At 70.8% G+C, this 26,152-nt stretch carries 31 protein-coding genes; 19 read left to right on the top strand and 12 right to left on the bottom strand.

All coding sequences use genetic code 11. The features are described 5' to 3' along the window. The 5 genes from sufC to EFK50_RS01925 all read left to right on the top strand — a co-directional run bounded on the left by sufC (position 1) and on the right by EFK50_RS01925 (position 3,505). Positions 1 to 759 carry a Fe-S cluster assembly ATPase SufC gene (gene sufC / locus EFK50_RS01945; RefSeq protein ID WP_123225867.1) on the top strand — a complete coding sequence of 253 codons (759 nt, stop codon included), beginning with the start codon at positions 1 to 3 and terminating at the stop codon, positions 757 to 759. 5 nt (positions 760 to 764) lie between these two features. Then, the gene (locus EFK50_RS01940; RefSeq protein ID WP_123225866.1) at positions 765 to 2,000 is read left to right on the top strand and encodes an aminotransferase class V-fold PLP-dependent enzyme; all 1,236 of its coding nucleotides are present in this window, start codon (positions 765 to 767) and stop codon (positions 1,998 to 2,000) included. Continuing rightward, entirely contained in the window at positions 2,000 to 2,446 is a 447-nt protein-coding gene (sufU, locus tag EFK50_RS01935) for a Fe-S cluster assembly sulfur transfer protein SufU (protein ID WP_123225865.1), read from the top strand. The genes EFK50_RS01940 and sufU overlap by 1 nt, the downstream gene beginning before the upstream one ends. Beyond that, the gene (locus EFK50_RS01930; protein WP_183407651.1) at positions 2,443 to 2,802 is read left to right on the top strand and encodes a metal-sulfur cluster assembly factor; all 360 of its coding nucleotides are present in this window, start codon (positions 2,443 to 2,445) and stop codon (positions 2,800 to 2,802) included. The genes sufU and EFK50_RS01930 overlap by 4 nt, the downstream gene beginning before the upstream one ends. A 112-nt stretch (positions 2,803 to 2,914) precedes the next feature. Further along, positions 2,915 to 3,505 (top strand): acVLRF1 family peptidyl-tRNA hydrolase, encoded by a 591-nt coding sequence (locus EFK50_RS01925; RefSeq protein WP_246003981.1) that lies wholly within the window; start codon positions 2,915 to 2,917, stop codon positions 3,503 to 3,505. Positions 3,506 to 3,545: 40 nt separating this feature from the next. On the opposite strand, the gene EFK50_RS01920 is transcribed toward EFK50_RS01925, so the two are convergent. After that, positions 3,546 to 4,148, bottom strand: a complete 603-nt coding sequence (locus tag EFK50_RS01920; RefSeq protein WP_123225863.1) for a hypothetical protein — start codon at positions 4,146 to 4,148, stop codon at positions 3,546 to 3,548. A gap of 114 nt (positions 4,149 to 4,262) precedes the next feature. Between EFK50_RS01920 and EFK50_RS01915 the strand changes: the two genes are divergently transcribed. After that, positions 4,263 to 5,174 (top strand): phosphotransferase, encoded by a 912-nt coding sequence (locus EFK50_RS01915; protein WP_123225862.1) that lies wholly within the window; start codon positions 4,263 to 4,265, stop codon positions 5,172 to 5,174. A 45-nt stretch (positions 5,175 to 5,219) separates the two neighbouring features. Here the strand turns inward: EFK50_RS01915 and bioD are convergent, their stop codons facing one another. The 6 genes from bioD to ypfJ form a co-directional block, all read right to left on the bottom strand. Then, positions 5,220 to 5,903 (bottom strand): dethiobiotin synthase, encoded by a 684-nt coding sequence (gene bioD, locus EFK50_RS01910; RefSeq protein ID WP_123225861.1) that lies wholly within the window; start codon positions 5,901 to 5,903, stop codon positions 5,220 to 5,222. Further along, the gene (locus EFK50_RS01905) at positions 5,900 to 7,018 is read right to left on the bottom strand and encodes an aminotransferase class I/II-fold pyridoxal phosphate-dependent enzyme (protein WP_123225860.1); all 1,119 of its coding nucleotides are present in this window, start codon (positions 7,016 to 7,018) and stop codon (positions 5,900 to 5,902) included. Before EFK50_RS01905 ends, bioD begins: the two co-directional genes overlap by 4 nt. Beyond that, on the bottom strand, positions 7,015 to 8,328 hold the full coding sequence (locus EFK50_RS01900; protein WP_246003980.1) for an adenosylmethionine--8-amino-7-oxononanoate transaminase: 1,314 nt from the start codon (positions 8,326 to 8,328) through the stop codon (positions 7,015 to 7,017). Before EFK50_RS01900 ends, EFK50_RS01905 begins: the two co-directional genes overlap by 4 nt. Further along, positions 8,325 to 8,522: a biotin synthase auxiliary protein BsaP gene (gene bsaP / locus EFK50_RS01895; RefSeq protein ID WP_123225858.1), complete on the bottom strand. Its 198-nt coding sequence runs from the start codon at positions 8,520 to 8,522 to the stop codon at positions 8,325 to 8,327. The genes EFK50_RS01900 and bsaP overlap by 4 nt, the downstream gene beginning before the upstream one ends. Then, positions 8,522 to 9,562 carry a biotin synthase BioB gene (gene bioB / locus EFK50_RS01890; RefSeq protein ID WP_123225857.1) on the bottom strand — a complete coding sequence of 347 codons (1,041 nt, stop codon included), beginning with the start codon at positions 9,560 to 9,562 and terminating at the stop codon, positions 8,522 to 8,524. The genes bsaP and bioB overlap by 1 nt, the downstream gene beginning before the upstream one ends. Before the next feature lie 85 nt (positions 9,563 to 9,647). Beyond that, positions 9,648 to 10,577, bottom strand: a complete 930-nt coding sequence (gene ypfJ, locus EFK50_RS01885) for a KPN_02809 family neutral zinc metallopeptidase (RefSeq protein WP_123225856.1) — start codon at positions 10,575 to 10,577, stop codon at positions 9,648 to 9,650. Between the two features lie 47 nt (positions 10,578 to 10,624). Between ypfJ and abc-f the strand changes: the two genes are divergently transcribed. From abc-f to EFK50_RS01865, 4 genes are all read left to right on the top strand, one after another. After that, complete coding sequence (gene abc-f / locus EFK50_RS01880; RefSeq protein ID WP_123225855.1) at positions 10,625 to 12,223, top strand: ribosomal protection-like ABC-F family protein; 1,599 nt, start codon at positions 10,625 to 10,627, stop codon at positions 12,221 to 12,223. Between the two features lie 70 nt (positions 12,224 to 12,293). After that, entirely contained in the window at positions 12,294 to 13,082 is a 789-nt protein-coding gene (locus EFK50_RS01875; protein ID WP_123225854.1) for an enoyl-CoA hydratase/isomerase family protein, read from the top strand. Positions 13,083 to 13,104: 22 nt separating this feature from the next. Further along, the gene (locus EFK50_RS01870) at positions 13,105 to 14,973 is read left to right on the top strand and encodes an ABC transporter ATP-binding protein (protein ID WP_123225853.1); all 1,869 of its coding nucleotides are present in this window, start codon (positions 13,105 to 13,107) and stop codon (positions 14,971 to 14,973) included. Next, the gene (locus EFK50_RS01865; RefSeq protein ID WP_123225852.1) at positions 14,970 to 15,722 is read left to right on the top strand and encodes an SDR family oxidoreductase; all 753 of its coding nucleotides are present in this window, start codon (positions 14,970 to 14,972) and stop codon (positions 15,720 to 15,722) included. Before EFK50_RS01870 ends, EFK50_RS01865 begins: the two co-directional genes overlap by 4 nt. Here EFK50_RS01865 and EFK50_RS01860 read toward each other — a convergent pair. Beyond that, on the bottom strand, positions 15,663 to 16,457 hold the full coding sequence (locus EFK50_RS01860) for an SURF1 family cytochrome oxidase biogenesis protein (RefSeq protein WP_183407650.1): 795 nt from the start codon (positions 16,455 to 16,457) through the stop codon (positions 15,663 to 15,665). The genes EFK50_RS01865 and EFK50_RS01860 overlap by 60 nt on opposite strands. A gap of 45 nt (positions 16,458 to 16,502) precedes the next feature. Here EFK50_RS01860 and moaA point away from each other — a divergent pair, with 45 nt between their 5' ends. Then, a complete protein-coding gene (gene moaA, locus EFK50_RS01855) occupies positions 16,503 to 17,501 on the top strand; it encodes a GTP 3',8-cyclase MoaA (RefSeq protein WP_221177239.1) in 999 nt (332 codons plus the stop codon). A 4-nt stretch (positions 17,502 to 17,505) separates the two neighbouring features. Here moaA and EFK50_RS01850 read toward each other — a convergent pair whose 3' ends face one another. Both EFK50_RS01850 and EFK50_RS01845 read right to left on the bottom strand, forming a co-directional pair. Next, positions 17,506 to 17,706 carry an acetone carboxylase gene (locus EFK50_RS01850; protein WP_123225851.1) on the bottom strand — a complete coding sequence of 67 codons (201 nt, stop codon included), beginning with the start codon at positions 17,704 to 17,706 and terminating at the stop codon, positions 17,506 to 17,508. A 134-nt stretch (positions 17,707 to 17,840) separates the two neighbouring features. After that, on the bottom strand, positions 17,841 to 18,167 hold the full coding sequence (locus EFK50_RS01845; RefSeq protein WP_123225850.1) for a DUF3099 domain-containing protein: 327 nt from the start codon (positions 18,165 to 18,167) through the stop codon (positions 17,841 to 17,843). 45 nt (positions 18,168 to 18,212) lie between these two features. On the opposite strand from EFK50_RS01845, the gene EFK50_RS01840 reads away from it, so the two are divergent. The 6 genes from EFK50_RS01840 to EFK50_RS22020 all read left to right on the top strand — a co-directional run bounded on the left by EFK50_RS01840 (position 18,213) and on the right by EFK50_RS22020 (position 22,689). Further along, positions 18,213 to 18,425: a dodecin gene (locus tag EFK50_RS01840; protein ID WP_123225849.1), complete on the top strand. Its 213-nt coding sequence runs from the start codon at positions 18,213 to 18,215 to the stop codon at positions 18,423 to 18,425. Between the two features lie 107 nt (positions 18,426 to 18,532). After that, the gene (gene fabG, locus EFK50_RS01835) at positions 18,533 to 19,237 is read left to right on the top strand and encodes a 3-oxoacyl-[acyl-carrier-protein] reductase (RefSeq protein ID WP_123225848.1); all 705 of its coding nucleotides are present in this window, start codon (positions 18,533 to 18,535) and stop codon (positions 19,235 to 19,237) included. Further along, complete coding sequence (gene fabI / locus EFK50_RS01830; protein WP_183407649.1) at positions 19,237 to 20,007, top strand: enoyl-ACP reductase FabI; 771 nt, start codon at positions 19,237 to 19,239, stop codon at positions 20,005 to 20,007. The genes fabG and fabI overlap by 1 nt, the downstream gene beginning before the upstream one ends. 77 nt (positions 20,008 to 20,084) lie before the next feature. Then, on the top strand, positions 20,085 to 21,440 hold the full coding sequence (locus EFK50_RS01825; RefSeq protein WP_221177238.1) for an MFS transporter: 1,356 nt from the start codon (positions 20,085 to 20,087) through the stop codon (positions 21,438 to 21,440). Continuing rightward, entirely contained in the window at positions 21,437 to 21,946 is a 510-nt protein-coding gene (locus EFK50_RS22025; protein WP_183407648.1) for a SixA phosphatase family protein, read from the top strand. Before EFK50_RS01825 ends, EFK50_RS22025 begins: the two co-directional genes overlap by 4 nt. A 20-nt stretch (positions 21,947 to 21,966) precedes the next feature. Then, positions 21,967 to 22,689 carry a DUF4190 domain-containing protein gene (locus EFK50_RS22020; protein ID WP_183407647.1) on the top strand — a complete coding sequence of 241 codons (723 nt, stop codon included), beginning with the start codon at positions 21,967 to 21,969 and terminating at the stop codon, positions 22,687 to 22,689. On the opposite strand, the gene serB is transcribed toward EFK50_RS22020, so the two are convergent. Then, entirely contained in the window at positions 22,686 to 23,918 is a 1,233-nt protein-coding gene (gene serB, locus EFK50_RS01815) for a phosphoserine phosphatase SerB (protein WP_123225845.1), read from the bottom strand. The two genes, EFK50_RS22020 and serB, sit on opposite strands and share 4 nt — an antisense overlap. Continuing rightward, positions 23,915 to 24,631, bottom strand: coding sequence for a hypothetical protein (locus EFK50_RS01810; RefSeq protein WP_123225844.1), 717 nt, complete (start codon positions 24,629 to 24,631; stop codon positions 23,915 to 23,917). Before EFK50_RS01810 ends, serB begins: the two co-directional genes overlap by 4 nt. 226 nt (positions 24,632 to 24,857) lie before the next feature. Here EFK50_RS01810 and EFK50_RS01805 point away from each other — a divergent pair, with 226 nt between their 5' ends. Both EFK50_RS01805 and EFK50_RS01800 read left to right on the top strand, forming a co-directional pair. Beyond that, positions 24,858 to 25,658, top strand: a complete 801-nt coding sequence (locus EFK50_RS01805) for an ABC transporter ATP-binding protein (RefSeq protein WP_123225843.1) — start codon at positions 24,858 to 24,860, stop codon at positions 25,656 to 25,658. A 9-nt stretch (positions 25,659 to 25,667) separates the two neighbouring features. Further along, positions 25,668 to 26,126 carry an NfeD family protein gene (locus EFK50_RS01800; protein WP_123225842.1) on the top strand — a complete coding sequence of 153 codons (459 nt, stop codon included), beginning with the start codon at positions 25,668 to 25,670 and terminating at the stop codon, positions 26,124 to 26,126. Positions 26,127 to 26,152: the final 26 nt, after the last annotated feature.

Here is a 26,152-nt window from a genome sequence, read left to right as displayed (position 1 = left end):
ATGGCAACGCTGGAGATCAAGGACCTGCAGGTCTCGGTCGACACCGAAGACGGTCCCAAGGAGATCCTCAAGGGGGTCAACCTGACGATCAAGGACGGCGAGACCCACGCCATCATGGGCCCGAACGGGTCCGGCAAGTCGACGCTGGCGTATTCCATCGCCGGTCACCCGCGCTACAACATCACCGGCGGTTCGGTCACCCTCGACGGGGTCGACGTGCTGGCGATGACCGTGGACGAGCGGGCGCGCGCCGGGCTCTTCCTGGCGATGCAGTACCCGGTCGAGGTGCCCGGCGTCTCGGTGTCGAACTTCCTGCGGACCGCCAAGACCGCGATCGACGGCGAGGCCCCGAAGCTGCGCACCTGGGTCAAGGACGTCAACGAGGCCATGGACCGGGTCAAGATGGACACCTCCTTCGCGAGCCGGAACGTCAACGAGGGCTTCTCCGGTGGTGAGAAGAAGCGCCACGAGATCGTCCAGCTCGAGCTGCTCGACCCGAAGGTGGCGGTCCTCGACGAGACCGACTCCGGCCTCGACGTCGACGCGCTCAAGATCGTCTCCGAGGGCGTCAACCGCTTCAAGGAGTCCGGGGACAAGGGCGTCCTGCTGATCACGCACTACACCCGGATCCTGCGCTACATCAAGCCTGACTTCGTGCACGTGTTCGTCAACGGGAAGGTCGCCGACCAGGGCGGTCCCGAGCTGGCGGACGAGCTGGAGGCCAACGGCTACGACAAGTACGTCTCCGCGGCGGTCTGACGCACATGGACGGCCTGCTCAGCGACCTCGAGGTCATTCGCAAGGACTTCCCCATCCTGGGGCGGACGGTCGCGAACGACCTGCCGCTGGTCTACCTGGACTCGGCGAACACCTCGCAGAAGCCGCAGGTCGTGATCGACGCGATGGTCGACCACCTGGAGAACCACAATGCCAACATCGCTCGCGCCATGCACACGCTCGGGGCCGAGTCGACCGAGGCGTTCGAGGCGGCCCGGGACAAGGTCGCGGCGTTCCTCAACGCGCCGTCGCGCGACGAAGTGATCTTCACCAAGAACGCCACCGAGGCGCTCAACCTGGTCGCCCGCACGTTCCCGCTGGGACCGGGGGACCGGGTGGTGATCACCGAGATGGAGCACCACTCCAACATCGTGCCGTGGCAGCTGGCGTGCGAGCGCTCCGGTGCCTCGCTGTCCTGGTTCGGGCTCACCGACGACGGTCAGCTCGACCTGTCGAACATCGACTCGTTGCTGGTGCCGGGCGTCAAGGTCGTGGCCCTGACCTGGGTGTCCAACATGCTCGGGACCATCAACCCGGTCGCCGAGATCGCCCGGCGCGCGCACGAGATCGGCGCCGTCGTGGTGCTGGACGCGTCGCAGGCGGCTCCGCAGCTGCCGGTCGACGTCCAGGCCGTCGGCGCCGACTTCGTCGCCTTCACCGGCCACAAGGTCGTCGGCCCCACCGGGATCGGCGTGCTCTGGGGCCGGACCGAGGCGCTCGACGCGCTGCCGCCGTTCCTGGGCGGCGGCGAGATGATCGCGACCGTCTCGATGGAGAAGTCCACCTGGGCGCCGATCCCGCACAAGTTCGAGGCCGGCACCCCGCCGATCGTCGAGGCGGTCGGGCTGGGCGCCGCGGTCGAGTACCTCAGCCACGTCGGCCTGGACCGGATCCACGCCCATGAGCAGGCGATCACCCGCTACCTGCTGGACGGGCTCGCCTCGGTCGGCGGGGTCTCGGTGCTGGGGCCGCTGGACGCGTCGCTGCGCGGCGGGGCGGTCTCGTTCGAGCTGGCCGGCGTGCACCCCCACGACGTCGCGCAGCTGCTCGACAGCCGCGGGATCGCCGTACGGGCGGGTCACCACTGCGCGAAGCCGGCGCACAAGCGCTTCGGCGTGCAGAGCACGACCCGGGCGTCGTCGTACCTGTACACGACGCCTGCCGAGATCGACGCGCTGATCGACGGGCTCGAGTACACCAAGTCCTACTTCAAGGTGTCCTGATGGATCTCGACGCGCTGTACCAGGAGATCATCCTCGACCACTACCGCTCGCCGCACCACGCGGGCCTGCGGGAGCCGTTCGAGTCCGAGGTGCACCACGTGAACCCGACCTGTGGTGACGAGGTCACCCTGCGGGTGCACCTGGCCGCCGACGGGACCGTCGAGGACGTGTCGTACGCCGCCGAGGGCTGCTCGATCAGCCAGGCCTCGGCCTCGGTGATGACCGACCTGGTGATCGGCCGCCCGCTCGACGCCGCCCTGGAGACGCACGCCGCGTTCCTGGAGCTGATGCAGGGCAAGGGCCAGGTGGTACCCGATGAAGACGTGCTCGAGGACGGGATAGCGTTCGCCGGAGTGGCGAAGTTCCCGGCCCGGGTGAAGTGCGCCCTGCTGTCCTGGATGGCGTTCAAGGACGCCGCCCTGCAAGCCCAAGGAGAACCCTCATGACCACCGACCACTCCGATCTCCCCGAGGTCGACCTCGGCGGCTCCACGATGACGACCGAGGACGACGTCCTGGAGGCGATGAAGGACGTCGTCGACCCGGAGCTCGGCATCAACGTCGTCGACCTGGGCCTGGTGTACGGCGTCAACCTGGACACCTCCTCGAACCTGGTGCTCGACATGACGCTGACCTCCGCGGCGTGCCCGCTCACCGACGTGATCCAGGACCAGACGAACACCGCCCTGGAGGGCCTCGTCGGCGAGGTCACCATCAACTGGGTCTGGATGCCGCCGTGGGGTCCGGACAAGATCACCGACGACGGTCGCGAGCAGCTACGGGCGCTTGGATTTAACGTCTGAGGCGTTGCCGCGTGAGGAACGAACGGGGTAACGACCCGAAGAGGTCGAGCAAGCCTCTGGGTGAGCTCGCGAACCCAGAAGGGCGGGTCGAGACCTGGTGACGGTCGTAACAGTGGCGCCCACCCGCCTGCCGCGCTGGATCGAGAACTTCACCGCCCGGCACGGGGCTTGCTCGCTGCGCGTCGCCGACGGCTCGCTACTCGGGGAGGCCGCCGACACGTCCACGTTCTCGGCATCGCTCCCGTTCTCGGGCTCGTACTCCGGTCCGGCCGAGGTCGGCTCGTTCGTCGCCGCTTGCGCGCCTCCCGATGACTGGGGAGTGCTGCTCGTCCGCAAGGGTGGTTTCGCCGTCGCGCGACTCGCCGGGGAGTTGATGGAGGAGTCCAAGGTCGGCCAGCGCCACGTGCAGGGGCGCACCAAGGCGGGCGGGCAGAGCCAGCAGCGGTTCGCCCGGCGGCGCGGCAACCAGGCCCGGATCGCCTTCGAAGCGGCGGCCGACCACGCGGCCCGGATCGCCGGGTCGGTCCCGGTGCTCGTCGTCGGGGGCGACCAGGTCGCCGTCACCGAGGTGCTGAACGATCCGCGCCTCTCCCGGATCCCCGTGGTCGGCGAGTTCCTGACCGTGCCAGACCCGCGGCGGGCGGTGCTGGAGGCGGCGATCGCGGAAGCCTGCGCGGTCACGATCTCCGTCACCAACGCCTGAGGGCGCCCGGGAAACCCGGACGCCCTCAGTTCGTCGTCGGCTACTTCGAGGCGCACATCGCGTAGTGCGTGGCCGTGCCGTCGTCGCCGGTGTTGTTGATGACCGCCGTGCGCCACCCGTTCGGGGCGTCGCCGGTGCTGGCGGGACCGCTCCCCGGGAACGGGAAGGAGATCGGGACGGTCGGGTGGCTGCGGATCATCGTGCCACTGGTACCGCCGCCGATGATCAAGCCCGAGGACGCGTAGGCGCCGCCGCCGATGGCGACCTGGCCGGCATCGCAGACCACGGTGAACGTCGACGTGCCTCCGTTGACGACAGCGAACTGGGCTCGCTTGGCGACGATCTTCGTGAACCCGCGCGCCCCGGCGGCGAGGTCGGCCGTCTGGACCGAGCCGTTGGCAATCTTCGCGCTGCCGACCGCGTTGGCGGCGATCTTGGCGGGCTTGACCGCTCCGTTGGCGAGCTTCGGCGTGGTCACCGCCCCGTTCTTGATGCCCTTGGTGCCGATCGCGACGCTGGCCGCGTAGCTGGGCAACGGGGTCAGCGACAGCGCGACGAACAACGCGGCGTAGGCGACCAGGTTGCGGCGCAGGTGCCGGCCCAGACGGGCGGCACGGGTCAGAGACTTCGGTGTGGTTTCCACGATGGCTCCCGGATGTTGGTGGATGGACGTCCCTCACCCTGCTCGGCCGAACGGATACCTGTACATGCCCCGTTCGGGCTATGGCGCCTTGCTGCACCTGGCACGATGGGCGCCATGTGGCAGCCCGACCCCGCCTGGAGGGCGCTCGGGCGTGCCGCCGGACCGACCACCGCCGGGATCTGGCGGGCGAGGGTCGAGGGCACCGACGTGGTGGTCAAGCGGCTGCGCCGGCCGCTGCCGGACGAGGAGTCGTTCCTCAGCGATCGCACCCATGCGGCGTACTGGCGGCGCGAGGCGGAGGTCGCTCTCGATCCCGGTGTCGTGGACGGTCCCGGGCTCGTCCCGGCCCGGGTGCTGCGGCTCGAGGAGGACGACGAGGGCTGCACGCTGATGACCGAGGAGGTCGTGGCCGAGCCGCCGCCCGCGCTGTTCGTCGCCCGTGCCCTCGGCAGGTTCGCGGCGGGTCCGTACGCAGACGTGCCCTGGGCTGCGCGCCGGACGCTGGTCGACCGGTTGGCGCTGGCGGAGGCTCGCGGCGGCTGGCCGACCCTGGCCCGGACGACGATCGCCGACACGGCGGCCTTCCTCTGGAGCTCCCGGAGGCAGTGGCTCGCGGCGGCTGCTGCGGCACCCGCGGGTCGCCTGCACGGTGATGCGGTGCCCGGCAACGTGGTCGCCTCGCGGGGCGAGGACGCAGTGGCCATCGACTGGCAGGGCTTCGGCATCGGTCCGGTCGGGACCGACCTCGGCTACTACGCCCTGAGCGTCCGCGAAGACTTCGAGGTGCTGCTGTCGACGTACCTGGACGGGGTCGTCTCCTCGTCGGGTGCGGTGGACGCCGACGCTGTACGGACCGCGGCGGTCGTGATGTGCGTCTACACCGCGTTCACCCGGGCGGAGTGGGCGTTGTCCCGGATCGCGCCAGGGGAAGGTGCCCTGGCCGGCAAGTTCAACCATCCGTCGGTCGCCCCGCACCTCCGCGCCCTCCAGCGCCAGGCCCCGCAGGTCGAGTCCCTACTCCGTTGAGGAGGCCCTAGTTGTCGGTCGAGTGGGCCGCTTCGGTCGGTCTGCTCACCCCGCGGGGAGTTGGAGCCAGGTCGGGGCGGCGGCGGTGAAGGACTGGTCGTCGTACCGGCCGGCTCCCTCGGGGATCCGGCCGAGGACCGGTACGCCGGTCAGCGTCGGCAGGTCGAGCAGGTTCTGCTCGGAGGCGAGGTCCGGGTCGTCCGGCCAGGAGCCGATCAGCACGCCCGCGACGGGGAGGTCGCGGGACTGGATCGCCGCCACCGTCAGCGCGGCATGGTTCAGGGTCCCGAGGCCGGAGCGGGCGACGACGACGAAGGCGACCTCGATGCCGCGGTGCGCGACGCTCTGGGCCAGGTCGAGCAGGTTCCAGTCGGCGCCGACGCGGACCAGGATCCCGCCGGCCCCCTCGACCAGGACGTCGTGGTGGGCGGCAGCGTCCAGCAGGGCCTCGTGCTGGGCGGCCAGGGCCGGGAGGTCGACGCCTTCGAGCCGGGCGGCCGTGTCCGGGGCCAGCGGCAGCCGGAGCCGAGCGCCTTCGTGCCCGGGGACGCCGCCGGTCAACCGACGGATGTCGTCGAGGTCGCCGATCTCGTCCGGCTCGACGCCCGTCTGCGCCGGCTTCACCACGTACGGCGACCGGCCGTCGGCCCGCAGCACCGCGACGAGCGCTGCGGTGGCGACGGTCTTGCCGACGCCGGTGTCGGTCCCGGTGACGAACCAGATCGTCATCGCAGGCTCAGCAGCACCGTGCGGGCCCGGTCCAGCTCCGGATCGGTCAGGTGGGCGTGCGCGGTGAGCCGCAGCCGGGAGATCCCGTCCGGCGTGGACGGCGGCCGGAAGCAACCGATCCGGACGCCTTGGCTCGCTGCCTCAGCGACAGCCGCGACTGCCTCGGTCGGACCCGGCATCGGGACGGCCAGGACGGCACCTGCTGGTACGTCGACCTCGCAGGCGTCGGCCAGGGTCGTCGCCACGTCCAGGACCCGGCGCACCCGCTCCGGCTCGTCCGCGATCACGTCGAGAGCGGCCAGCGCGGCGCCGGCAGCGGCGGGCGCCAGGCCGGTGTCGTAGATGAACGGCCGGGCCGTGTTGATCAGGTGGTCGCGGATCGCCGGGCTCGCCAGAATCGCGCCGCCCTGGCTGCCCAGGGACTTGCTCAGCGTCAGGGTGGCGACGACGTGGTCCTGCCCGGTGAGGTCAGCCTGGTGCAGGAGACCGCGTCCGCCTGGCCCCGCCACCCCGAGGGCGTGGGCCTCGTCGGCGATCAGCAGGGCGTCGTGGCGTGCGCAGGCTGCCGCGAGCTCGGCCACCGGCGCCGCGTCGCCGAGGACCGAGTAGATCGTCTCGATCAGCACGATCGCCCGTGGCTGGGTGCGGTTCGCCAGGGCATGCTCGACGGCCGGGGCGTCGTTGTGCGGCACCACCTGGACCGCGCCGCGGGAGAGGCGGCAGGCGTCGATCATGCTGGCGTGCACGTGCGCGTCGCTGACGATCAGGGTGTCGGCGTCCGCCAGCGCCGCGACCACGGCGAGGTTGGCGTGGTAGCCGGTGCTGAGCGCGAGGGCGCTCGGGAAGCCGGTGAACGAGGCGAGTGCGGCCTCGAGCTGGTCGTGGATGCTGAGCGTGCCGGTGACCAGGCGGGAGGCGCCCGCTCCGGCGCCGTACGCCTCGGACGCCTTGGTCGCCCCCGCGACGACGCGCGGATCACGGGAGAGTCCCAGGTAGTCGTTCCCGGCGAGGTCGATCATCGGGCCGGCGGTGTCGCTGGCGAAGAGACGCCTCGTCAGACCGGCCGTCTCCCGGGTGGCTGCTCGCGCGGCGAGCCAGTCGCTGAAGCCGCTCATCCGTGCACCTCCTCCACGGCTCCGATCATCGCAGCCGTGATGGTGGCGATGTCGGCCCGGGTGCAGATGAACGGCGGCATCGCGTAGACGAGGTTGCGGAACGGCCGGACCCAGACGCCGCGATCGAGCGCGGCCTCGGTGACCCGGGCGACGTCGACCGGCTCGCGGAGCTCGAGGACGCCGACGGCGCCGATCGTGCGGACGCCGGCCACGCTCGCGAGCTCGCCGGCCGGTGCGAGCCCCTGGGTCAGGTCCGCCTCGATCCGTCCCACGGTGGCGGCGACGTCGTAGGAGGCGAGGAGATCCAGGTTGGCGCAGGCGACGGCGCAGGCGAGCGGGTTCGCCATGAAGGTCGGCCCGTGCATCATCGCGCCGGCGGGGCTCGCGTCGACGCGGGCCGCCACGTCGGCGGTCGTGATGGCGGCGGCCAGGGTCAGGTAGCCGCCGGTGAGGGCCTTGCCGACGCAGAGGATGTCCGGGACGACGTCGCAGCGGTCCCCGGCCCAGCGGGTGCCGGTGCGCCAGAACCCGGTGGCGATCTCGTCGAAGATCACCAGGGCGCCGTGGCGACGGGCCAGCGCGGCCAGGTGGCGTACGGCGTCGGGGGAGTAGACGTGCATCCCGCCGGCCCCCTGCAGCAGCGGCTCGATGATCACCGCAGCGATCTCGTCGGCGTGCTGCTCGAAGAGGCGCGTGGTCTCCTCGATCCACGTGTCGAGGGGCTCGTCCGGTGCGGGCGGCTTGTCGGCGAAGACGTGCTCGATCAGCAGGCCGCCGTACATGCTGTGCATGCCGCCGTCGGGGTCGGTCACGCTCATCGGCGAGAAGGTGTCGCCGTGGTAGCCGCCGCGGACGGTGAACATCTTGGTCCGGGAGAGGCCGCTCGCGGCGTGCGCCTGCCAGGCCATCTTCATCGCCACCTCGACGGAGACGCTGCCCGAGTCCGCGAGGAAGACCTTGTCGAGGCCCGCCGGGGCGAGGTCCACCAGGCGCCGGCCCAGCTCGACGGCGGGCTCGTGGGTCAGGCCGCCGAACATCACGTGGCTCATCCGGCCGAGCTGGTCGCGGACGGCGGCGTCGAGCTCCGGGACGGCGTACCCGTGCTGGGCCGCCCACCAGGACGACATCGCGTCGACGACCTCGACGGGCCGGCCGTCCCGCTGGAGCCGGAGGCGGACGCCGGCAGCCGAGTCGACCGGGTAGACCCGGGTCGGCGCGGTCATGCTCGAGTACGGGTGCCAGAGGTGCTCGCGGTCGAACGCGAGCTGCTCGCCGGACATCGAGCCTGTCGAGATGCCCCTCGTGCTCACGTCGAGCTGGTCTCGCCGTGCTCCACGCAACGGGCCGTCCACGACGTGGGGGACACCTGGACCTGCATCCGGCGGTGGCACCGGGTGCAGTACCGCGGCGGCTCCATCCGGAGGCGTTCGTTGCAGGCGTCGTGGGTGCCGTCGCTGCGCTCGAGCCCGCAGTGACCGCAGTACACCTGGTCGACCACGTCCATCACAGGCTGCTGCTGAGCGCCTTGATCGGCATCTTGAGGTCCGCGAGGAGGGCGAGGTCCTCCTTCGGGTCCCGGCCGAGCGTGGTCAGGTAGTTGCCGACGATGACGGCGTTGATGCCGCCGAGCAGGCCGTCGCGGGTGCCCAGGTCGCCCAGGGTCAGCTCGCGGCCACCGGCGTACCGGAGGATCGTGCGCGGCAGCGCCAGCCGGAAGGCGGCGATGGTGCGCAGCGCCTCGGTGGACTCCATCAGCGGCAGGTCGCCGAACGGGGTGCCGGGACGCGGGTTCAGGAAGTTCAGCGGGACCTCGTCGGGCTGCAGCTCACCGAGCTGGCCGGCGAGCTCGGCCCGCTGCTCGACGGTCTCGCCCATCCCGACCAGGCAGCCGCAGCAGAGCTCCATGCCGGAGGCGCGGACCATCTCGCAGGTCTCCCAGCGCTCCTCCCAGGAGTGCGTGGTGACGACGTTCGGGAAGAAGCTCTTCGCGGCTTCGAGGTTGTGGTTGTAGCGGTGGATGCCCATGTCGACCAGGTCGTCGACCTGCTCCTGGCTGAGCATGCCCAGGGACGCGGCGACCTCGATGTCGACGGCCTCCTTGATCGCCTTCACACCCTCGCGCATCTGGGTCATCAGCCGCTCGTCGGGACCGCGCACGGCGGCGACGATGCAGAACTCGCTGGCACCGGTGGCGGCGGTCTGCTCGGCGGCCTTGACCAGCTCGGGGATGTTCAGCCAGACCGAGCGCACCGGGGAGGTGAACTGGCCCGACTGCGAGCAGAAGTGACAGTCCTCGGGACAGCCGCCGGTCTTGATCGAGACGATGCCCTCGACCTCGATCTCCGGGCCGCACCACTTCATCCGGACCTCGTGGGCCAGCGCGAGCAGGTCGGTCAGCGCGTCGTCGGAGGTCTTCATCACCCGGAGGATCTGGTCCTCGGTCAGCGGTACGCCGCGCTCCAGCACCTGCTCACGGGCGATCGCCAGGATCTCGCGGTCCTCCGGCGTCCCGGTCTGCTGAGTCTCTTGTGCGGCGGTGGACATGGGTCTCCTCGGCGATCAGGCTGCTGTTACCGCCCCATTGAACCAGTCGCGGACCGACGTACGGCTCGCGGTCTCAGCGCTGGGGTCAGAGTGCCCCGTCGGCGAAGGTGTTGCAGGCGCGGAGCGAGCCCTGCTCCATGCCGATGGTGAACCAGTGCTTGCGCTGGGCGGCCGACCCGTGGGTCCAGGCCTCCTCGTTGACCCCGCCTCCGCCGGCCTGCTGGATCCGGTCGTCGCCGACCGCCTGGGCGGCGTCGATCGCGCGGGCGATGTCGTCCTGGGTGAGCTCCTCGATGATCTTGTTGCCGTCGGCGTCCTCGGTGTTGGACGCCTCCCTGGCCCACATCCCGCCGAGGCAGTCCGCCATCAGCTCGGCCTTGACCGAGTCGCTCCGCGGGCCCTGCTGGGTGCGCATCTGCCCGAGGATGCCGAGCTGGTCCTCGATGTAGTGGCCGTACTCGTGTCCGATCACGTAGGCGAGTGCGAAGGTGCCGCCCTTGGCCCCGAGGTCGCCTTCGAGCATGTCCTTCAGGAAGTTGACGTCGAGGTAGACCCGCTTGTCGTTCGGGCAGTAGAACGGGCCCATCGCCGACTGGGCGGTGCCGCAGCCCGACGCGGTCGAGCCGGAGAAGGTGACCGTCTTGATCGGCTGGTACGCCGGGGCGCCCTTGACCTGGGCGGGGAAGGCGTCCTTCCAGTAGTCCTGCACCGAGACGGTGATCAGGTCGATCGCGCACTGGTCGGAGGCGCTGGCGTCCTCGCCGGTCCGGCAGGTCGACTCCTCGGTCTGGCCGGAGCCGTCACCTGAGCCGTTCGGGATCACCGCGCCCAGGTCCACACCGGTGAACTGGTTGATCAGGAAGATCACCCCGACGATCAGGATGCCGCCGACGGTCAGCTTCCCGCCGCCGCGGCCGCCCAGTCCGCCACCCAATCCGCCACCCAGCCCGCCGCCACCGCCAGCGCGGTGCTCGGTCTGGCTCTGGTCGATCTTCGCCCTCGGGTTGAATCGCATGGCCCGCCTCGCTCGTTCGGATGTGCGACTCGTAGACTAATGCCTCCGTGATCACAGCCTCCCGCCTCGAAGTCCGTGCCGGCGCCCGACTCCTGATGGAGAACGTGTCGTTCCGCATCGCGACCGGCGACCGCATCGGCCTGGTGGGCCGCAACGGGGCCGGGAAGACCACGCTCACCAAGATCCTCGCCGGCGAGGGCCTGCCCGCCTCCGGGACCGTCACCAACTCCGGCACCCTGGGCTACCTGCCCCAGGATCCGCGCACCGGCGATCCCGAGGTGCTGGCCCGGGACAGGATCCTCTCGGTACGCGGCCTGGACACCGTGGTGGCACGCCTGCGGGCCGCCGAGGCCGAGATGGCATCGGACGACCCCGCGATCCGCGAGCAGGGGATGAAGCGGTACGAGAAGGCCGACACCGCTTTCCACGCCGCCGGGGGATACGCGGCCGAGGCGGAGGCCGCCCAGATCGCCGCCGGGCTCGGGATCGACGACCGGTTGCTCGGCCAGCAGCTCAAGACGCTCTCCGGTGGCCAGCGCCGCCGGGTCGAGCTGGCCCGGATCATCTTCTCGGGCGCGGACATCCTGCTGCTCGACGAGCCGACCAACCACCTGGACGCCGACTCGATCGTCTGGCTGCGGCAGTTCCTGGCGACCTTCAGCGGGGGACTGGTGGTGATCAGCCACGACGTCGAGCTGCTCGAGGCCGTCGTCAACAAGGTGCTGTACCTGGACGCCAACCGGGCCGAGATCGACCTCTACAACATGACCTGGAAGAACTACCTCCAGCAGCGCGAGAACGACGAGCACCGCCGCAAGAAGGAACGTGCCGCCGCCGAGAAGACCGCCGAGACCCTGATGGCGCAGGCGAACAAGATGCGGGCCAAGGCGTCGAAGGCCAAGGCGGCGCAGTCGATGATCAAGCGCGCCGAGAAGATGATGGACGGGCTCGAGGGCGTTCGCGCGGCGGACAAGGTCGCCAAGATCAAGTTCCCGGAGCCGGCCGCCTGCGGGAAGACTCCCCTGATGGCGGAGGGGCTCTCCAAGTCCTACGGTTCTCTGGAGGTCTTCACCGACGTCGACCTGGCGATCGACCGCGGGTCCCGGGTGGTCATCCTCGGCCTGAACGGCGCCGGCAAGACCACGATGCTGCGGATCCTCGCCGGAGTCGACCGCGGTGACACCGGGTCGCTGGTCCCCGGCCACGGGCTGAAGATCGGGTACTACGCCCAGGAGCACGAGACGCTGGACACCTCGCGGACCGTGCTGGAGAACATGCGTACGTCGGCGCCGCAGCTGACCGATGCGGAGACCCGGTCGGTGCTCGGGTCGTTCCTGTTCAGCGGCGACGACGCCACCAAGCCCGCCAGCGTGCTCTCCGGCGGCGAGAAGACCCGGCTGGCGCTGGCGATCCTGGTGGTCTCCTCGGCCAACGTGCTGCTGCTCGACGAACCGACCAACAACCTCGATCCCGCGTCGCGCGAGGAGGTGCTGGCGGCGATCCGGTCCTACCAGGGCGCGATCGTGCTGGTCACCCACGACGAGGGAGCCGTCCAGGCCCTGGAGCCGGACCGGGTGCTGCTGCTGCCCGACGGTGACGAGGATCTCTGGAGCGACGACTACCTGGACCTGATCTCGCTCGCCTGACGCGGCACCTCGCCAGACGCCCGAGGTCCGCGGGCGCTGGACGTCTGCGGTCCGCACTAGTGTTCGTTCCATGCTTCCCTCTGCCGACGCTCTCGCCGCCTCGCGGCTCTCCCTGTCCGTGGACGGTCCGGTCGCGACGATCACCCTGAACGCTCCTGACCGGCGCAACTCCCAGGTGCCGTCGATGTGGCACTCGCTGGCCGCGATCGGTGCCGCCCTGGACGACGAGATCCGGGTGGTGGTGCTCCGCGGTGCCGGTTCGTGCTTCTCGGCGGGACTCGACCTCGGGCTGCTCAGCCCGGAGGGCGTCCCGGGGGAGGAGCACATGCTGGGGCTGATGAACGCCGCGGACCAGACCATCATCGACACCATCGACGGTTACCAGCAGGGCTTCACCTGGCTGACCGACCCGCGGTTCATCAGCATCGCCGAGGTGCACGGCTACGCCATCGGCGCCGGCTTCCAGCTGGCCCTGGCCTGCGACCTGCGGGTGGTCGCCGAGGACGCCTGGTTCTGCATGAAGGAGCCCGCGCTCGGGTTGGTACCGGACCTCGCGGGAACAAAGCCGCTGGTCGACCTTGTTGGCTACTCAAGGGCACTGGAGATCTGCGCGACCGCTCGGCAGGTCTCGGCGCCCGAGGCGGCCGATCTCGGGATCGCGACCGCCGTGGTCCCGGTCGCTGAGCTGCAGGCGACGACCGACGACCTGGTCCAGGCCCTGCTCGCGAACAACGCAGGCGCCGTACGGGAGACCACGGCGCTGCTGCAATCCGCGCGGGTCGAGGACCTCGACACGCAGCGGTTGGCGGAACGGACCGCCCAGGCGCGGCGCTTCCGGGCGCTGGCCGCGGGCGGCTGAGAAGGAGACCCCCTTGAGCCAGATGAGCCCGATGATGGCGGCGATGCGCGCCATGCGTGCCGACCCGTCCGTCGTCGACCAGAAGCTGACCCGCCGTACGCTGCGCCGGGTCGCCGGGTTCGCGGGTCCGCACAAGCGGCTGATCGCCGGGTTCGTCTTCTTCGTGGTGCTCGACGCGGCCCTGGTCGTCGTCACGCCGCTGCTGGTGAAGTACCTGCTCGACGACGGCATCGTCGCCGGGAACGGGTCAGTGGTCACCTGGGTGGCGTTCGCCATGGTCGCGGTGGCGCTGTTCGACGCGCTGCTCGGCGTCGCGAGCGGCTACCTGTCGTCCAGGATCGGGGAGAACCTGATCTTCGACCTCCGCACCCAGGTCTTCGCGCACGTGCAGCGGATGTCGCTGGCGTTCTTCACCCGGACCCAGACCGGCGCGTTGGTCTCCCGGCTCAACAACGACGTGATCGGCGCCCAGCGGGCGTTCACGACCACCCTCTCCTCGACGGTCGCGAACACGATCTCGGTGCTCGTGGTCGGGGTCGCGATGATCGCGCTCTCCTGGCAGATCACCCTGGCTTGCCTGGCGCTCTTCCCGATCCTGCTGCTGGCCTCGCGGTGGGTCGGCCGGCAGCTCAGCGGGCTGACCCGGCAGCAGATGAACGGCAACGCCGAGCTCGGCAACCTGATGACCGAGCGGTTCAACGTCGGTGGGGCGCTGCTGCTCAAGCTCTTCGGCCGGCGCGCTGACGAGGACGCCAAGTACGCCGACAAGGCCGGTGTCGTCCGCGACCTCGGCGTTCGGATCTCGCTGGTCACCCGGGTCTTCGCGGCGATCATGATGCTGATCCCGGCACTGGCCACGGCGCTGGTGTGGGGGATCGGCGGTCACCTGGTGATCGACTCGACGCTCACCATCGGCACCCTGACCGCGCTGGCGACCCTGCTGCTGCGCCTGCTCGGCCCGCTCCAGGGGCTCTCGAACGTCCGGGTGGACGTGATGACTGCGCTGGTCAGCTTTGACCGGGTCTTCGAGGTCCTCGACCTGCCCTCGACGGTGCAGGAGAAGCCGAACGCGCTGATCCTGCCGCACACGGCCGGCTCGCTGGAGTTCGACCAGGTGCAGTTCACCTACCCGAAGGCCGACGAGGTCTCGCTGGCCAGCCTGGAGTCCGTCGCCCGGATCGAGAGCCGCGACAACGTCCAGGTGCTGCACGACGTCTCGTTCACCGCGGAGCGCGGCCAGATGGTCGCCCTGGTCGGCCCGTCCGGTGCGGGCAAGACCACCATCACCCACTTGGTGGCCCGCCTGTACGACGTCACCGGCGGCGCGGTCCGGGTCGGCGGCCACGACGTCCGAGACCTGACCCTGCAGTCGCTGGAGGACGCGGTCGGCTACGTCACCCAGGACGCGCACATGTTCCACGACACCATCCGGGAGAACCTGGCCTACGCCCGGCCCGGCGTCACCGACGAGGAGATCTGGGCAGCGCTGGCCGCCGCGCAGATCGAGCCGCTGGTGCGGGCGATGCCCGACCAGCTGGAGACCGTCGTCGGCGATCGCGGCTACCGCCTCTCCGGTGGCGAACGGCAGCGGCTGGCGATCGCTCGGCTGCTGCTCAAGGCGCCGTCGATCGTGGTCCTCGACGAGGCCACCGCCCACCTGGACTCGGAGTCGGAGCACGCCGTCCAGGCCGCTCTCGACAAGGCGCTCGAGGGCCGCACCTCGCTGGTGATCGCGCACCGGCTCTCGACCGTCCTCAACGCCGACCAGATCCTGGTCGTGGAGGACGGCGGCATCGTCCAGCGCGGCACCCACGACGAGCTGCTGGCCGCGGGTGGCACGTACGCGAACCTCTTCGCCACCCAGTTCGCGCTGACCGAGGCGGCGCTGTGAGCGGCGTCGACGGCCGCACCTACGTGGTGACCGGCGGCACCCGCGGACTCGGCTTCGCCTCGGCGGAGCTGCTGGTCGCGGGTGGCGCCCACGTGGTGGTGTCCGGACGGTCCGCGGAGAACGTGGACAGGGCCGTCGCCGCACTCGGGCCCCGCGCCCGCGGGGTGGTGGCGGACCTCGGCTCGCCGTCCTCCGCCGCGGAGGTCGTCGAGCTGGCGCTGGCCGAGTTCGGCTCGTTGGACGGTGCGCTGATCTCGGTCGGCGGCCCGCCGACCGGGACCGTGATGGCGACGCCCGACGAAATCTGGACGGCCGCGTTCGAGTCCGTCTTCGTGGGCGCGGTCCGCACGGCCCGGGTCGTCGCCGGTGCGCTCGGCGACGGTGGTTCGATCGCGTTCGTGCTGTCCAGCTCGGTCCGGGCGCCGCTGGCGAACCTGGCCGTCTCGAACGGCCTCCGGCCCGGGCTGGCGATGGTGGCCAAGACCCTGGCCGACGAGCTCGGGCCGCAGGGGATCCGGGTCAACGGGTTGCTGCCCGGCCGGATCGGCACCGAACGGGTCGCCGAGCTGGACGCCGGCACGGGCGACGCCGCCGGTGCCCGGGAGCGGGCGATCGCCACGATCCCGCTCGGTCGTTACGGGCGGCCGGCGGAGTTCGCGGAGGCGGCGGTCTTCCTGCTCAGCCCGCGGTCATCCTTCGTCACCGGCGTCATGCTCCCCGTCGACGGCGGCATGCTCCGCGCCCTCTGAGGCCTCGCGCTGCCGGCGAGCCTGCCGGGCCTCGTCGAACGCGAGGTAGCCGAAGCCGAAGATCGCCAGTGCGGCGAAGAACCACCACTGCAGGCCGTAGAAGAAGTGCGGGCCGTTGCTGGTGTCGTCCGGGAGCTCGATCTCGGCGAGCTTCGTCGCCGGCTCCGGGGACTCGGTGTGCAGGTCCAGGAAGCCGCCGTACAGCGGGTAGTCGAGGATCTTGGCCACGGCCCTGCTGGAGACCGCCCGGGTAGCCAGGTCGTTGACCGCGGTGGCTCGGCCGGTCGCGTCGACTCGGATCCACCCGATCACCGTCACCGTGCCGGTGCTCGCCGCTGGGAGCTCCGGACGCTCGGAGCCGACGTTGTCGGTCTGCATCCAGCCGCGGTCGACCAGGACGCCGGTCCCGTCGGCGGTGCGCAGCGGCGTCAGGACGTCGACCCCGGGGCCGCCGTCGCGGGTCTGGTACTTGAGCACGATCGTGTTCTCGTCGTCCCAGGTGCCGTGCACGACGACCTTGCGCCACTCGTGCTTGCCGGGGGCCGGCTCGGACGGCTTCAGCAGCGAGTCGATCGGCGCCGGCGCTTGGTCGAGGTTCCGGGCGACCAGGCTGTTCTCCGCCTTCCGGTCGTCCAGTCGGTGGAACTGCCACTGACCGAGCACCGTGGCCAGCCAGGCGAGCGCCGCGACGGTCAGCGCGAACAGGACCCAACGACGGGTGAACAGGAACCTCACTCGGGCGAGCGTAGCCGCGCACCCCGCGCGCCGTAGACTCGGGTCGTGACGCTGCAACCGCTTGCCGACCGGCACGGTCGGATCGCCACCGATCTCCGGGTCTCCCTGACCGATCGGTGCAATCTCCGGTGCAGCTACTGCATGCCGGCCGAGGGCCTGAACTGGCTCCCGCACGAGGAGGCGCTCACCGACGACGAGGTGGTCCGGCTGATCGGGATCGGTGTCGAGCGGCTCGGCATCCGCGAGGTCCGGTTCACCGGCGGGGAACCGCTGCTGCGCCGCGGCCTCGTCGACGTCGTACGGCGGACGAAGGCGCTGGTGCCCGCTCCGGAGGTCTCGCTCACGACCAACGCACTCGGCCTGGCCCGGACCGCCGAGGCCCTGGCGGCTGCCGGGCTGGACCGGATCAACGTCAGCCTGGACAGCGTCCGGGCCGCGGACTTCGCGACGCTGACCCGGCGGGACCGGTTGCCCGACGTGATCGCCGGCCTGGAAGCCGCGGTCGCGGCGGGCCTGGCGCCGGTCAAGGTGAACGCCGTGCTGGTCCGCGGGGTGAACGACGACCAGGCGGTCGAGCTCCTGCGCTGGTGCCTCGACCGCGGGCTGCACCTGAGGTTCATCGAGCAGATGCCTCTCGACGCCCAGCACGCCTGGCAGCGCAGCGAGATGGTCACTGCCGAGGAGATCCTGCTGTCCCTGGAGTCAGCGTTCGTCTTGAAGCCGACCTCGGAGAGCCGGGGCAGCGCGCCGGCCGAGGAGTTCGTGGTCGACGGCGGGCCGATGACCGTGGGTGTGATCGCCTCGGTGACGCGGCCCTTCTGCGGTGACTGCGACCGGGTCCGGCTGACCGCGGACGGTCAGGTCGTGAACTGCCTGTTCGCCCGTGAGGAGTCGGACCTGCGGACGCCGTTGCGGGCCGGCGCCGGCGACGACGAGCTCGCCGACCTGTGGGTGGCCGCGATGGCGGCCAAGCGAGCCGGGCACGGGATCGACGACCCGACCTTCCTGCAGCCCACCCGGCCGATGTCGGCGATCGGCGGCTAGCGCCCTAGTCCTCGTGCGCGACCACGTCGCGCAGGAAGCCGCGGGCACCGAGGAAGTCGCTGAGGGACTGCCGGTGCTCCTCGCAGGCGAGCCAGATCTTGCGACGCTCCGGGGTGTGCAGCTTGGGGTTGTTCCACTGCAGGTCCCAGGTTGCTGCCGCCTGGCAGCCCTTGGCCGAGCAGACCGGCGTCTCGCCGTGCGTCATTCGTGTGTGCTCCTTGGGAAAAGGCGGTGCCGGACGATCTGGGGGTATCTCGTCCGGCACCTGGGCCGGGGCCCGGGGGACGGGCGCCAGCTTGCGCAGATCGTCCCACGGTGGGTTCGGGTGCCGTCGGGGTTTTAGCGGATGTCGTGGTCGGGCCCGGACAATTCTCCGACGTCGGGTCCGGTGCCGACGCCGGGTCCGTCGAGGTGACCGGCGACCCGAGGAGTGGCGAGGTTGGCGACGACCACGGCGAAGAACGGCAGGATGAAGGACGCGACGATCAGCAGGCCGCAGAGCCACGGGATCTTGTAGGCCAGCACGGCGCCGATGAAGCAGAGCGTCCGGATGGCCATCGAGATCAGGTAGCGGCGCTGCCGGTGGTCGATGTCCTGACCGGGGTTGTGCGGCGCGGCGGTGATCCGGACGACGTCCGCATCATCCCCGCGCTTCTTCGGTCCCATGGAGTCGATCGTACGTCCGTGCCGATGACGTGGCATCCTTGCCTCATGTCGAATCGCACCTACCGCGTGACCGAGATCGTCGGCACCTCTCCCGAAGGCATCGACCAAGCGATCCGGAACGGGATCGAGCGGGCCGCGAAGACGCTGCGCCACGTCGACTGGTTCGAGGTCGGCCAGGTGCGCGGACAGGTCAAGGACGGGTCCGTGGAGCACTTCCAGGTGTCCATCAAGGTCGGCTTCCGTCTTGAGGATGACTGAGCTGCTTTGTAGGTAATCCACAACGCACTTGCTGATTGCTTGTGCGTTGCGCTCGCGCATCGAATCCGGTTTGGAAGTAGTCCACAGTGCCGGGCTACGGTCGGAGCATGAGCAGATCTGTTCTCGTCACCGGCGGCAACCGCGGGATCGGCCGCGCGATCGCCGAAGCGTTCCTGGCGCAGGGTGACGCGGTCGCCGTCACCAGCCGGTCCGGCGACGCCCCGGAAGGGGCCTTCGCGGTGCCCTGCGAGGTCACCGACCCGGAGTCGGTGGAAGCGGCCTTCGCGGCGGTCGAGGCGCACCAGGGCCCGGTCGAGATCCTGGTGGCCAACGCCGGGATCACCCGGGACACGCTGGTGCTGCGGATGACCGAGGACGACTGGGCTTCGGTGATCGACACCAACCTCAGCGGCTCCTTCCGGGTGGCCAAGCGGGCCGCCAAGGGGATGCTGCGGCTGCGCCGCGGACGGATCATCTTCATCTCCTCGGTGGTCGGGCTGCTCGGCTCGCCCGGGCAGGTGAACTACGCGGCGTCCAAGGCCGGGCTGGTCGGGATGGCGCGGTCGCTGGCCCGCGAGCTCGGCAGCAGGTCGATCACGGCCAACGTGGTCGCACCCGGCTTCATCGAGACCGACATGACCGCCGTCCTCCCCGAGGAGCAGCAGGCGGCGTACAAGGACCAGATCCCGCTGGGTCGGATGGGATCCACCGAGGAGATCGCGAGCGCAGTCACCTGGCTCGCCGCGGACAACACCGGCTACGTCACCGGGGCGGTTATCCCGGTCGACGGCGGACTAGGAATGGGGCACTGATGGGCGTTCTGGACGGCAAGCGCATTCTCGTGGCCGGGGTCACGATGGACACCTCGATCGGCTTCGCAGTCGCCAAGATCGCCCAGGAGCAGGGCGCCACGGTGCTGATCTCCAACTTCGGGCGGGCGCTCGGCATCACCCGCCGGATCGCCGGCCGGCTCCCTGCTGAGGCACCGGTCCTGGAGCTCGACGTCACCGACCCCGAGCACCTGGAGCGGCTGCCGGAGCTGGTCCGCGAGCACGTGGACGGCCTGGACGGCGTCGTGCACTCGATCGCCTACGGCAACCCGGAGACGATGCTCGGCGGCAAGTTCCTCGGCGCTCCCTGGGCGGACGTCGCCCAGGCGGTGCAGGTGTCGGCCTTCTCGCTGGCGTCGCTGACGCAGGCGTGCCAGCCGCTGATGACCTCCGGCGGCTCGGTCGTCGGGCTGACCTTCGACGCCACCGTCGCCTGGCCGGCGTACGACTGGATGGGCGTGGCGAAGGCGGGCCTGGAGTCGTGCTCGCGCTACCTGGCCCGCGACCTCGGCCCGCACGGGATCCGGGTGAACCTGGTCAGCGCCGGTCCGCTGAAGACGCTTGCGGCGAAGGCGATCCCCGGGTTCGAGGACATCGAGGCCGGGTGGGCCACCAAGGCCCCGCTCGGCTGGGACAACGTCGACCTGGAGCCGACCGCGAAGGCCGTGGTCGCGCTGCTTTCGGACTTCTTCCCCGCCACCACCGGTGAGATCGTGCATGTCGACGGCGGCTACCACGCCATGGGAGCCTAGGCGGGTGACGTCGGAGGTCGGCCATCGCTGAGCTGCTGGAGCTGCGGTCCAGCCGGGGCCGGCTGACGCTCGCGACCGTGATCCTCGGATCCGGGATCGCGATGCTGGACGGCACCGTCGTCAACATCGCCGCCCGCACCATCGGTGAGGACCTGGACGCCGGGCTGGCCTCGGTGCAGTGGGTCCTCAACGGCTACCTGCTCAGCATGGCGGCGCTGATCCTGGTCGGCAGCTCGCTGGGGGACCGGCACGGCCGGCGGCTGATGTACGTCGTCGGGGTCGGCGCGTTCGGGGTCGCCAGCGTGCTCTGCGCGTTCGCCCAGAACGCCGAGCAGCTGATCGCCTTCCGGGTGCTGCAGGGCGTCGCTGCTGCCTTGCTCACCCCAGGATCGCTGGCGCTGATCCAGGCCAGCTTCCGCCCGGAGGACCGGCCGGCGGCGATCGGCTCCTGGGCGGGCATCTCCGGGGTGGCGACGGCGATCGGTCCGTTCCTCGGCGGGTTCCTGGTCGAGCACGCCGGCTGGCGGTGGATCTTCGCGATCAACGTGCCGCTCTGCCTCGCGGTGCTCTGGCTGAGCCGCTACGTGCCGGAGTCCCGGGACGAGGAGGAGACCGCGCCGTTCGACGTACCGGGTGCCCTGGTGGGGACGTTCGCCCTGGGACTGCTGACCTACCTGCTCACCTCCTGGCGCGACATCTCCTCCGGCATCGCGCTGGCGGGGGTGGTCGTCGTCCTCGGGGCCTGCGTCGCCTTCGTGCTGCTGGAGCGCCGACCGGGTGCGATGGCGCCGGTGGAGCTGTTCGCCTCGCGGGTGTTCACCGCCGCGAACCTGATGACCTTCCTCGTGTACGGCGCCCTGGGTGCGGTGCTCTTCCTCCTGGTCCTCCAGCTCCAGGTCACCTCCGGGTACACGCCCCTGGAGGCAGGGGTCTCGACGCTGCCGCTGACCGTGGTGATGCTGCTGTTCTCCTCGCGCGCCGCGGTGATGGCCGCCCGGACCGGCCCGCGGTTCCCGATGACGTTCGGGCCGCTGGTGTGCGCGGTGGGGGTGGTGCTGCTCGCGTTCATCGACGCCGACGCGTCGTACGTGGTGCACGTCTTCCCGGGGATGCTGCTCTTCGCGATCGGCCTGACGATGCTGGTCTCGCCGCTGACGACCGCGGTGCTGGCCGCCGCGCCCGATCGGCACGCGGGGGTCGCCAGCGGGATCAACAACGCGGTCGCGCGGGCCGGCTCCCTGCTCGCGGTCGCGGCGTTCCCGGCGCTGGTCGGACTCAGCGGGGCCGACTACCAGGACCCGGTCGCGCTGACCGACGGCTTCCGCAACGGGCAGCTCCTCTGCGCCGGCCTCCTCGCCGCGGGCGGGATCGTCTCCTGGATCGGGCTCCGACCCGACGTGGACGACCCCGATGCTGAGAAGATCGAGGCATGAGCGCTCGTCAACTCCTGGTCCTGCGGCACGCCAAGGCCGAGCAGGTCGCGGCGAGCGACCACGAGCGGGTGCTGAGCCCGCGCGGGGTGGGCGATGCGGCGGCCCTCGGGACCTGGGCCGCCGAGCAGGGCCGCCTGCCCGACTACGTGGTGGTGTCCTCGGCGGCGCGGACGCTCGGCACCTGGGAGTCGTTCTCCGCCGCCGCGGGGATCGATCCGGATGTCGTCGTCGACCGCTCGCTGTACGCCGCCGGGCCCGACGCCGCGCTGGAGATCCTGCGGACCGTGCCGGAGCACGCCGGGTCGGTGCTCCTGGTGGGCCACAACCCGACGATGGCCTACCTGGTGCACCTGCTCGACGACGGCGCCGCCGACCCCGAGGTGTTCGCCCGGCTGAGCGCCGGCTACCCGACCTCGGCGCTGACCGTGCTCGACGTACCGGGCCCGTGGGCCGATCTGGAGCTCGGAACCGCTCGGATCACCGACTTCCACGTCGGGCGGGCCTGACCACCCCTATCCTCAGGGCCATGTCGGAACAGCCTCCCGTCCTGCCGCCGCCCTCGGGTCAGCCGGTCTACCCGCCGCCCTCGGGACCGCCGGCGTACCCGGCGTTCAGGCCTCAGGGCCCGGGATGGAACGGCCCGCCGCCGAGCAACACGATGGCGATCGTGGCGCTGGTCCTCTCGTTCGTCCCGCTCGGCATCACTGCCGTCGTCGCCCTGATCCTGGCGTGCATCGTCCTCTCCCGGGTCCGCAAGGGTGAGGCGCGCGGGCGCGGCATGGCCGTGGCCGCCCTGATCATCAGCATCCTGTGGCTGGTCCTGATCACGGTCTTGGTCGTGATCGCGGTCCGCGACGAGGTGAAGCAGGGCAATGCTCGCGAAGCAGGTACGGGCGAGATCAGCGTGACCAAGATGCGGGTCGGTGACTGCGTGACCAAGATCCCCGACACGACGGCGGTCAGCACGGTGGACATCGTGCAGTGCGCCAAGCCGCACGTGGGCGAGGTCTACGCCACCTTCGATCTCGACACCGACAAGGACGCCGACCAGGACACGATCGACCGGCTTGCCGAGGAGGGGTGCGTCAGTCACTTCGCGGCGTTCGTCGGGAAGGACTACTCCAGGTCCAAGATCGAGGTCTTCTACCTGCGCCCGATGAAGGGCTCCCTGACCGTCGACGACGGGGTCGCGTGCTTCCTGACGAGCCCTGCGAACACCACCGGCAGCCTCAAGGGCTCGAAGCGCTAGACCAGCGGGGGAGCCGGGGTCACGATCCCGGCTGCCGCGTCGGCCGCCTCGATCTCCTCCCGGCTGATCCCGAGCAGGTACATCACGGTGTCCAGGTAGGGCACGTTCACCGAGGTGTGGGCGGCCTTCTGCACGAGCGGCTTGGCGTTGAACGCGATGCCGAGCCCCGCGGCGCTGAGCATGTCGAGGTCGTTGGCGCCGTCCCCGATCGCGATCGTGGCGCCCTCGGTGATGCCTGACGCGGCCGCGAACCGGCGCAGCGCCTTCGCCTTGCCGGCCCGGTCGACGACCTCGCCGATCACCTTGCCGGTGAGCTTGCCGTCGACGATCTCGAGCTCGTTGGCGGCGGCGTAGTCGATGCCGAGGTCGGCGGCGAGCCGGTCGGTGATCTGGGAGAACCCGCCGGAGACGATCGCGAACCGGTAGCCGAGCCGCTTCAGGGTGCGGATCGTGGTCCGGGCACCCGGGGCGAGCACGAGGGCGTCGTACACGAGGTCCAGGGCGCCGGCGTCCAGGCCCTCGAGGAGGGCGACTCGGGCGGTCAGACTCTCGGTGAAGTCAAGGTCGCCGCGCATGGCGGCCTCGGTGACCCGGGCGACCTCGGGCTCGCAGCCGGCGTGCGCGGCCAGCATCTCGATGACCTCGCCCTGGATCAGGGTGGAGTCGACATCCATCACGATCAGCCGCATGCCGCGCCGCAGCAGGTCCGCCGACTGCACCGCGACATCGACGTTCTGGTGCGAGGCCTCCTCGGCCAGGATCGCCCGGAGCTTCTCCGGCGCGGCGCCCGAGACGTGCAGGTTGATCGCCGTGACCGGGTAGCGCGCCATCCGCTCGATCCGGTCGATGTTCGCGCCGATGTCGGCGATCCGGCCGGCGATCGCGGCGACTGCCGCCGAGCGCAGCGGGGTGCCGAGGACGGTGACGTGGCTGCGCCCGACCGGTCGGGGCTTGTTGTCGCCCGCGCCGCGTTCGACCTCGACGTTCATGCCGAGGTCGTCGGCCACCTTCTCGATGGCGTCGCGCAGCGGCTTCCACTCGTGCGGGGTGCTCACCAGCAGTCCGAGCACCAGTCGCCGGCGGAGGACGATCTGCTCGATGTCGATGACCTCGACGCCGAACCGGGCCAGGGTGGAGAAGACTGCCGAGGTGACACCCGGACGGTCCTTGCCGGTGAGGGTGATCAACAGGGTTTTCGGCCGCTCGTCGGCTCCGGGGCTCTGGCTCATGACGCAAGCAGGCTAGCGGAGCAGACGGCCACGATGGCGCGCCGGGCGGCAACGTCGAGATCCGTGAGACAGCGCGCCCGGGCACCGACCTCGTGTGCCGAGATCGCGCCGCCGTCGTCGGTGCGGGCCAGCTCGACGATCTCCAGGCAGAGCGTGGCCCGTTCCAGGGTCTCAATCGCCTGCGGAGGCGTGCGTCCCGGTACGGCGAGGCCCGGACGGTGCCGGAGGTTCATCAGCAGGTCCGGGATCTCCGGGCTCCAGCTGGCCACGTCGAGGCGGACCAGCTCGTTGGTGGCGTGCAGCAGCACCTGGCGGAGCTGACGACCCTCCTCGGCCGGATCGAGGAGCGGCGCCGGCGTCGCGGGCGTGCTCCGCCACAGGACGGTCCGGGCGTCGAGGACGGGGATCAGGCCCTGCGAGCCGATCAGCACCGCCTCGCCGGCCTCGACCGCCTCGGCGTTGAAGGGAGGCGGGCCGCCGAGTCCGAGCGGATCGCCGGCGGTGGGTAGCGCGAGCCGGGCACTGGTGCCCAGGCCAGTGACGAGGCTCGGCAGCTGTTCGAGCCGCACCGGTCCGTCGGTGCCCGGCCAGCCGAGCACCAGGTGCTGGGGGTCCTCGGCCCGAACCTCGACGGCGAAGTCGTCCACGCCGACCGTGCCGTCCAGGCAGGCGTTCAGCCAGAGGCTGAGCAACGCGCTGCGGGGGAGGGTCACGCGTCGAGGCTATCGAGCGCCCGAGCTCGCTCGAGGCCGAGTGGGCGAGATCGCGCTGCCGAGCGGAGCGAGGTACACGCGTCGAGGCTATCGAGCGCCCGAGCTTGCTCGAGGCCGAGTGGGCGAGATCGCGCTGCCGAGCGGAGCGAGGTACACGCGATGAGGGTAGTCACGCTAGGTTTGGTCCCGAATCGGGGAGCCCGCGACCGCTTGCACTGAGGGATTGATGAACACCGTTCTCGAACTGGCCGACGTGACCGTCCGCCGGGGTCAGGCGACGCTGCTCGATGCGATCAATTGGACCGTGAACGAGGGCGACCGCTGGATCGTCCTCGGTGCCAACGGCGCCGGCAAGACCACCTTGGTGCAGCTCTGCTCGGCCCAGATCCACCCGACCTCCGGGGTGGCCGGGATCCTCGGTGAGGTCCTGGGTGCCGTCGACGTGTTCGAGCTGCGCCCCCGGATCGGCTACACCAGCGCCGCCATCGCCGAGCGGATCCCGCGCGACGAGATCTCCCGGGACGTGGTCGTCTCCGCGTCGTACGGGGTGGTCGGCCGGTGGCGCGAGCAGTACGACGACCTGGACCACGACCGGGCGCGGGCGCTGCTCCTGGAGGTGGGAGCCGGCAAGCTGCTGGACCGGACCTTCGGCACCCTGAGCGAGGGCGAGCGCAAGCGGGTCCAGATCGCCCGGGCCCTGATGACCGACCCCGAGCTGCTGATCCTCGACGAGCCGGCCGCCGGTCTGGACCTGGGCGGCCGCGAGGACCTGGTCTCGACCATGTCCGTGCTCGCCACCGACTCGCTGTCGCCGGCGATCGTCCTCGTCTCGCACCACGTCGAGGAGATCCCGCCGGGCTTCACCCACGTGCTGATGCTCCGGGACGCCAAGGTCGTGGCGGCCGGACCGCTCGCCGAGGTGATGACCGAGGCCAACCTGTCGACCACCTTCGGGATGTCGCTCCAGCTCAGTGTCGAGGACGGCCGGTACGCCGCGCGACGACGTACCCGACGGCACCTGGTCTAGGGTTTCGCCATGGACTGGATTCGCGACCACGCGTGGGAGAGCTGGCTGATCGCCGCGATCGTGCTCGGCAGTCTTGAGCTGCTCAGCATGGACCTGGTCCTGATCATGCTCGCCGGCGGTGCGCTGAGTGCCATGGGCGTCGCGCTGCTGGGCGGCCCGTTCGTCGTGGCGATGCTGGTCGGGATCGGCGTGTCACTCGGCCTGCTGGTGCTGCTCCGCCCGGCGATGGTGCACAAGCTGCACGCCGGTCCGACGCTGGCGATCGGCGCCGAGGCACTGATCGGCAAGCGCGCCCTGGTGCTCGAGCCGCTCAGCCACGCGGCGCCCGGCCGGGTCAAGATCGGCGGCGACGTCTGGACCGCGCAGCCGTTCGACGAGGACGACCAGATCGAGGCGGGCGCGCAGGTCGACGTCGTCTCGATCAGGGGCGCGACCGCGTACGTCGTACGCCTGCAGACCCCAGCCTGATCACCCGACGAGAGAATCGAGACACC

It is taken from the genome of Nocardioides marmoriginsengisoli (assembly GCF_003725695.1).
GTDB classification, from domain to species: domain Bacteria; phylum Actinomycetota; class Actinomycetes; order Propionibacteriales; family Nocardioidaceae; genus Marmoricola; species Marmoricola marmoriginsengisoli.
This window is presented reverse-complemented; position numbering and strand designations above follow the sequence as displayed.

Coding starts and splice junctions, on each gene's coding strand:
- fabI (WP_183407649.1), top strand. CDS start 19,237: ATGGGCGTTCTGGACGGCAAGCGCATTCTCGTGGCCGGGGTCACGATG.
- fabG (WP_123225848.1), top strand. CDS start 18,533: ATGAGCAGATCTGTTCTCGTCACCGGCGGCAACCGCGGGATCGGCCGC.
- bioB (WP_123225857.1), bottom strand. CDS start 9,562: ATGTCCACCGCCGCACAAGAGACTCAGCAGACCGGGACGCCGGAGGAC.
- serB (WP_123225845.1), bottom strand. CDS start 23,918: ATGAGCCAGAGCCCCGGAGCCGACGAGCGGCCGAAAACCCTGTTGATC.
- EFK50_RS01915 (WP_123225862.1), top strand. CDS start 4,263: ATGTGGCAGCCCGACCCCGCCTGGAGGGCGCTCGGGCGTGCCGCCGGA.
- sufC (WP_123225867.1), top strand. CDS start 1: ATGGCAACGCTGGAGATCAAGGACCTGCAGGTCTCGGTCGACACCGAA.
- ypfJ (WP_123225856.1), bottom strand. CDS start 10,577: ATGCGATTCAACCCGAGGGCGAAGATCGACCAGAGCCAGACCGAGCAC.
- EFK50_RS01845 (WP_123225850.1), bottom strand. CDS start 18,167: ATGGGACCGAAGAAGCGCGGGGATGATGCGGACGTCGTCCGGATCACC.
- sufU (WP_123225865.1), top strand. CDS start 2,000: ATGGATCTCGACGCGCTGTACCAGGAGATCATCCTCGACCACTACCGC.
- EFK50_RS01805 (WP_123225843.1), top strand. CDS start 24,858: ATGAACACCGTTCTCGAACTGGCCGACGTGACCGTCCGCCGGGGTCAG.
- EFK50_RS22020 (WP_183407647.1), top strand. CDS start 21,967: ATGTCGGAACAGCCTCCCGTCCTGCCGCCGCCCTCGGGTCAGCCGGTC.
- EFK50_RS01905 (WP_123225860.1), bottom strand. CDS start 7,018: ATGAGCGGCTTCAGCGACTGGCTCGCCGCGCGAGCAGCCACCCGGGAG.
- EFK50_RS01930 (WP_183407651.1), top strand. CDS start 2,443: ATGACCACCGACCACTCCGATCTCCCCGAGGTCGACCTCGGCGGCTCC.
- bsaP (WP_123225858.1), bottom strand. CDS start 8,522: ATGGACGTGGTCGACCAGGTGTACTGCGGTCACTGCGGGCTCGAGCGC.
- EFK50_RS01850 (WP_123225851.1), bottom strand. CDS start 17,706: ATGACGCACGGCGAGACGCCGGTCTGCTCGGCCAAGGGCTGCCAGGCG.
- EFK50_RS22025 (WP_183407648.1), top strand. CDS start 21,437: ATGAGCGCTCGTCAACTCCTGGTCCTGCGGCACGCCAAGGCCGAGCAG.
- EFK50_RS01870 (WP_123225853.1), top strand. CDS start 13,105: ATGAGCCCGATGATGGCGGCGATGCGCGCCATGCGTGCCGACCCGTCC.
- EFK50_RS01800 (WP_123225842.1), top strand. CDS start 25,668: ATGGACTGGATTCGCGACCACGCGTGGGAGAGCTGGCTGATCGCCGCG.
- EFK50_RS01940 (WP_123225866.1), top strand. CDS start 765: ATGGACGGCCTGCTCAGCGACCTCGAGGTCATTCGCAAGGACTTCCCC.
- EFK50_RS01875 (WP_123225854.1), top strand. CDS start 12,294: ATGCTTCCCTCTGCCGACGCTCTCGCCGCCTCGCGGCTCTCCCTGTCC.
- EFK50_RS01840 (WP_123225849.1), top strand. CDS start 18,213: ATGTCGAATCGCACCTACCGCGTGACCGAGATCGTCGGCACCTCTCCC.
- bioD (WP_123225861.1), bottom strand. CDS start 5,903: ATGACGATCTGGTTCGTCACCGGGACCGACACCGGCGTCGGCAAGACC.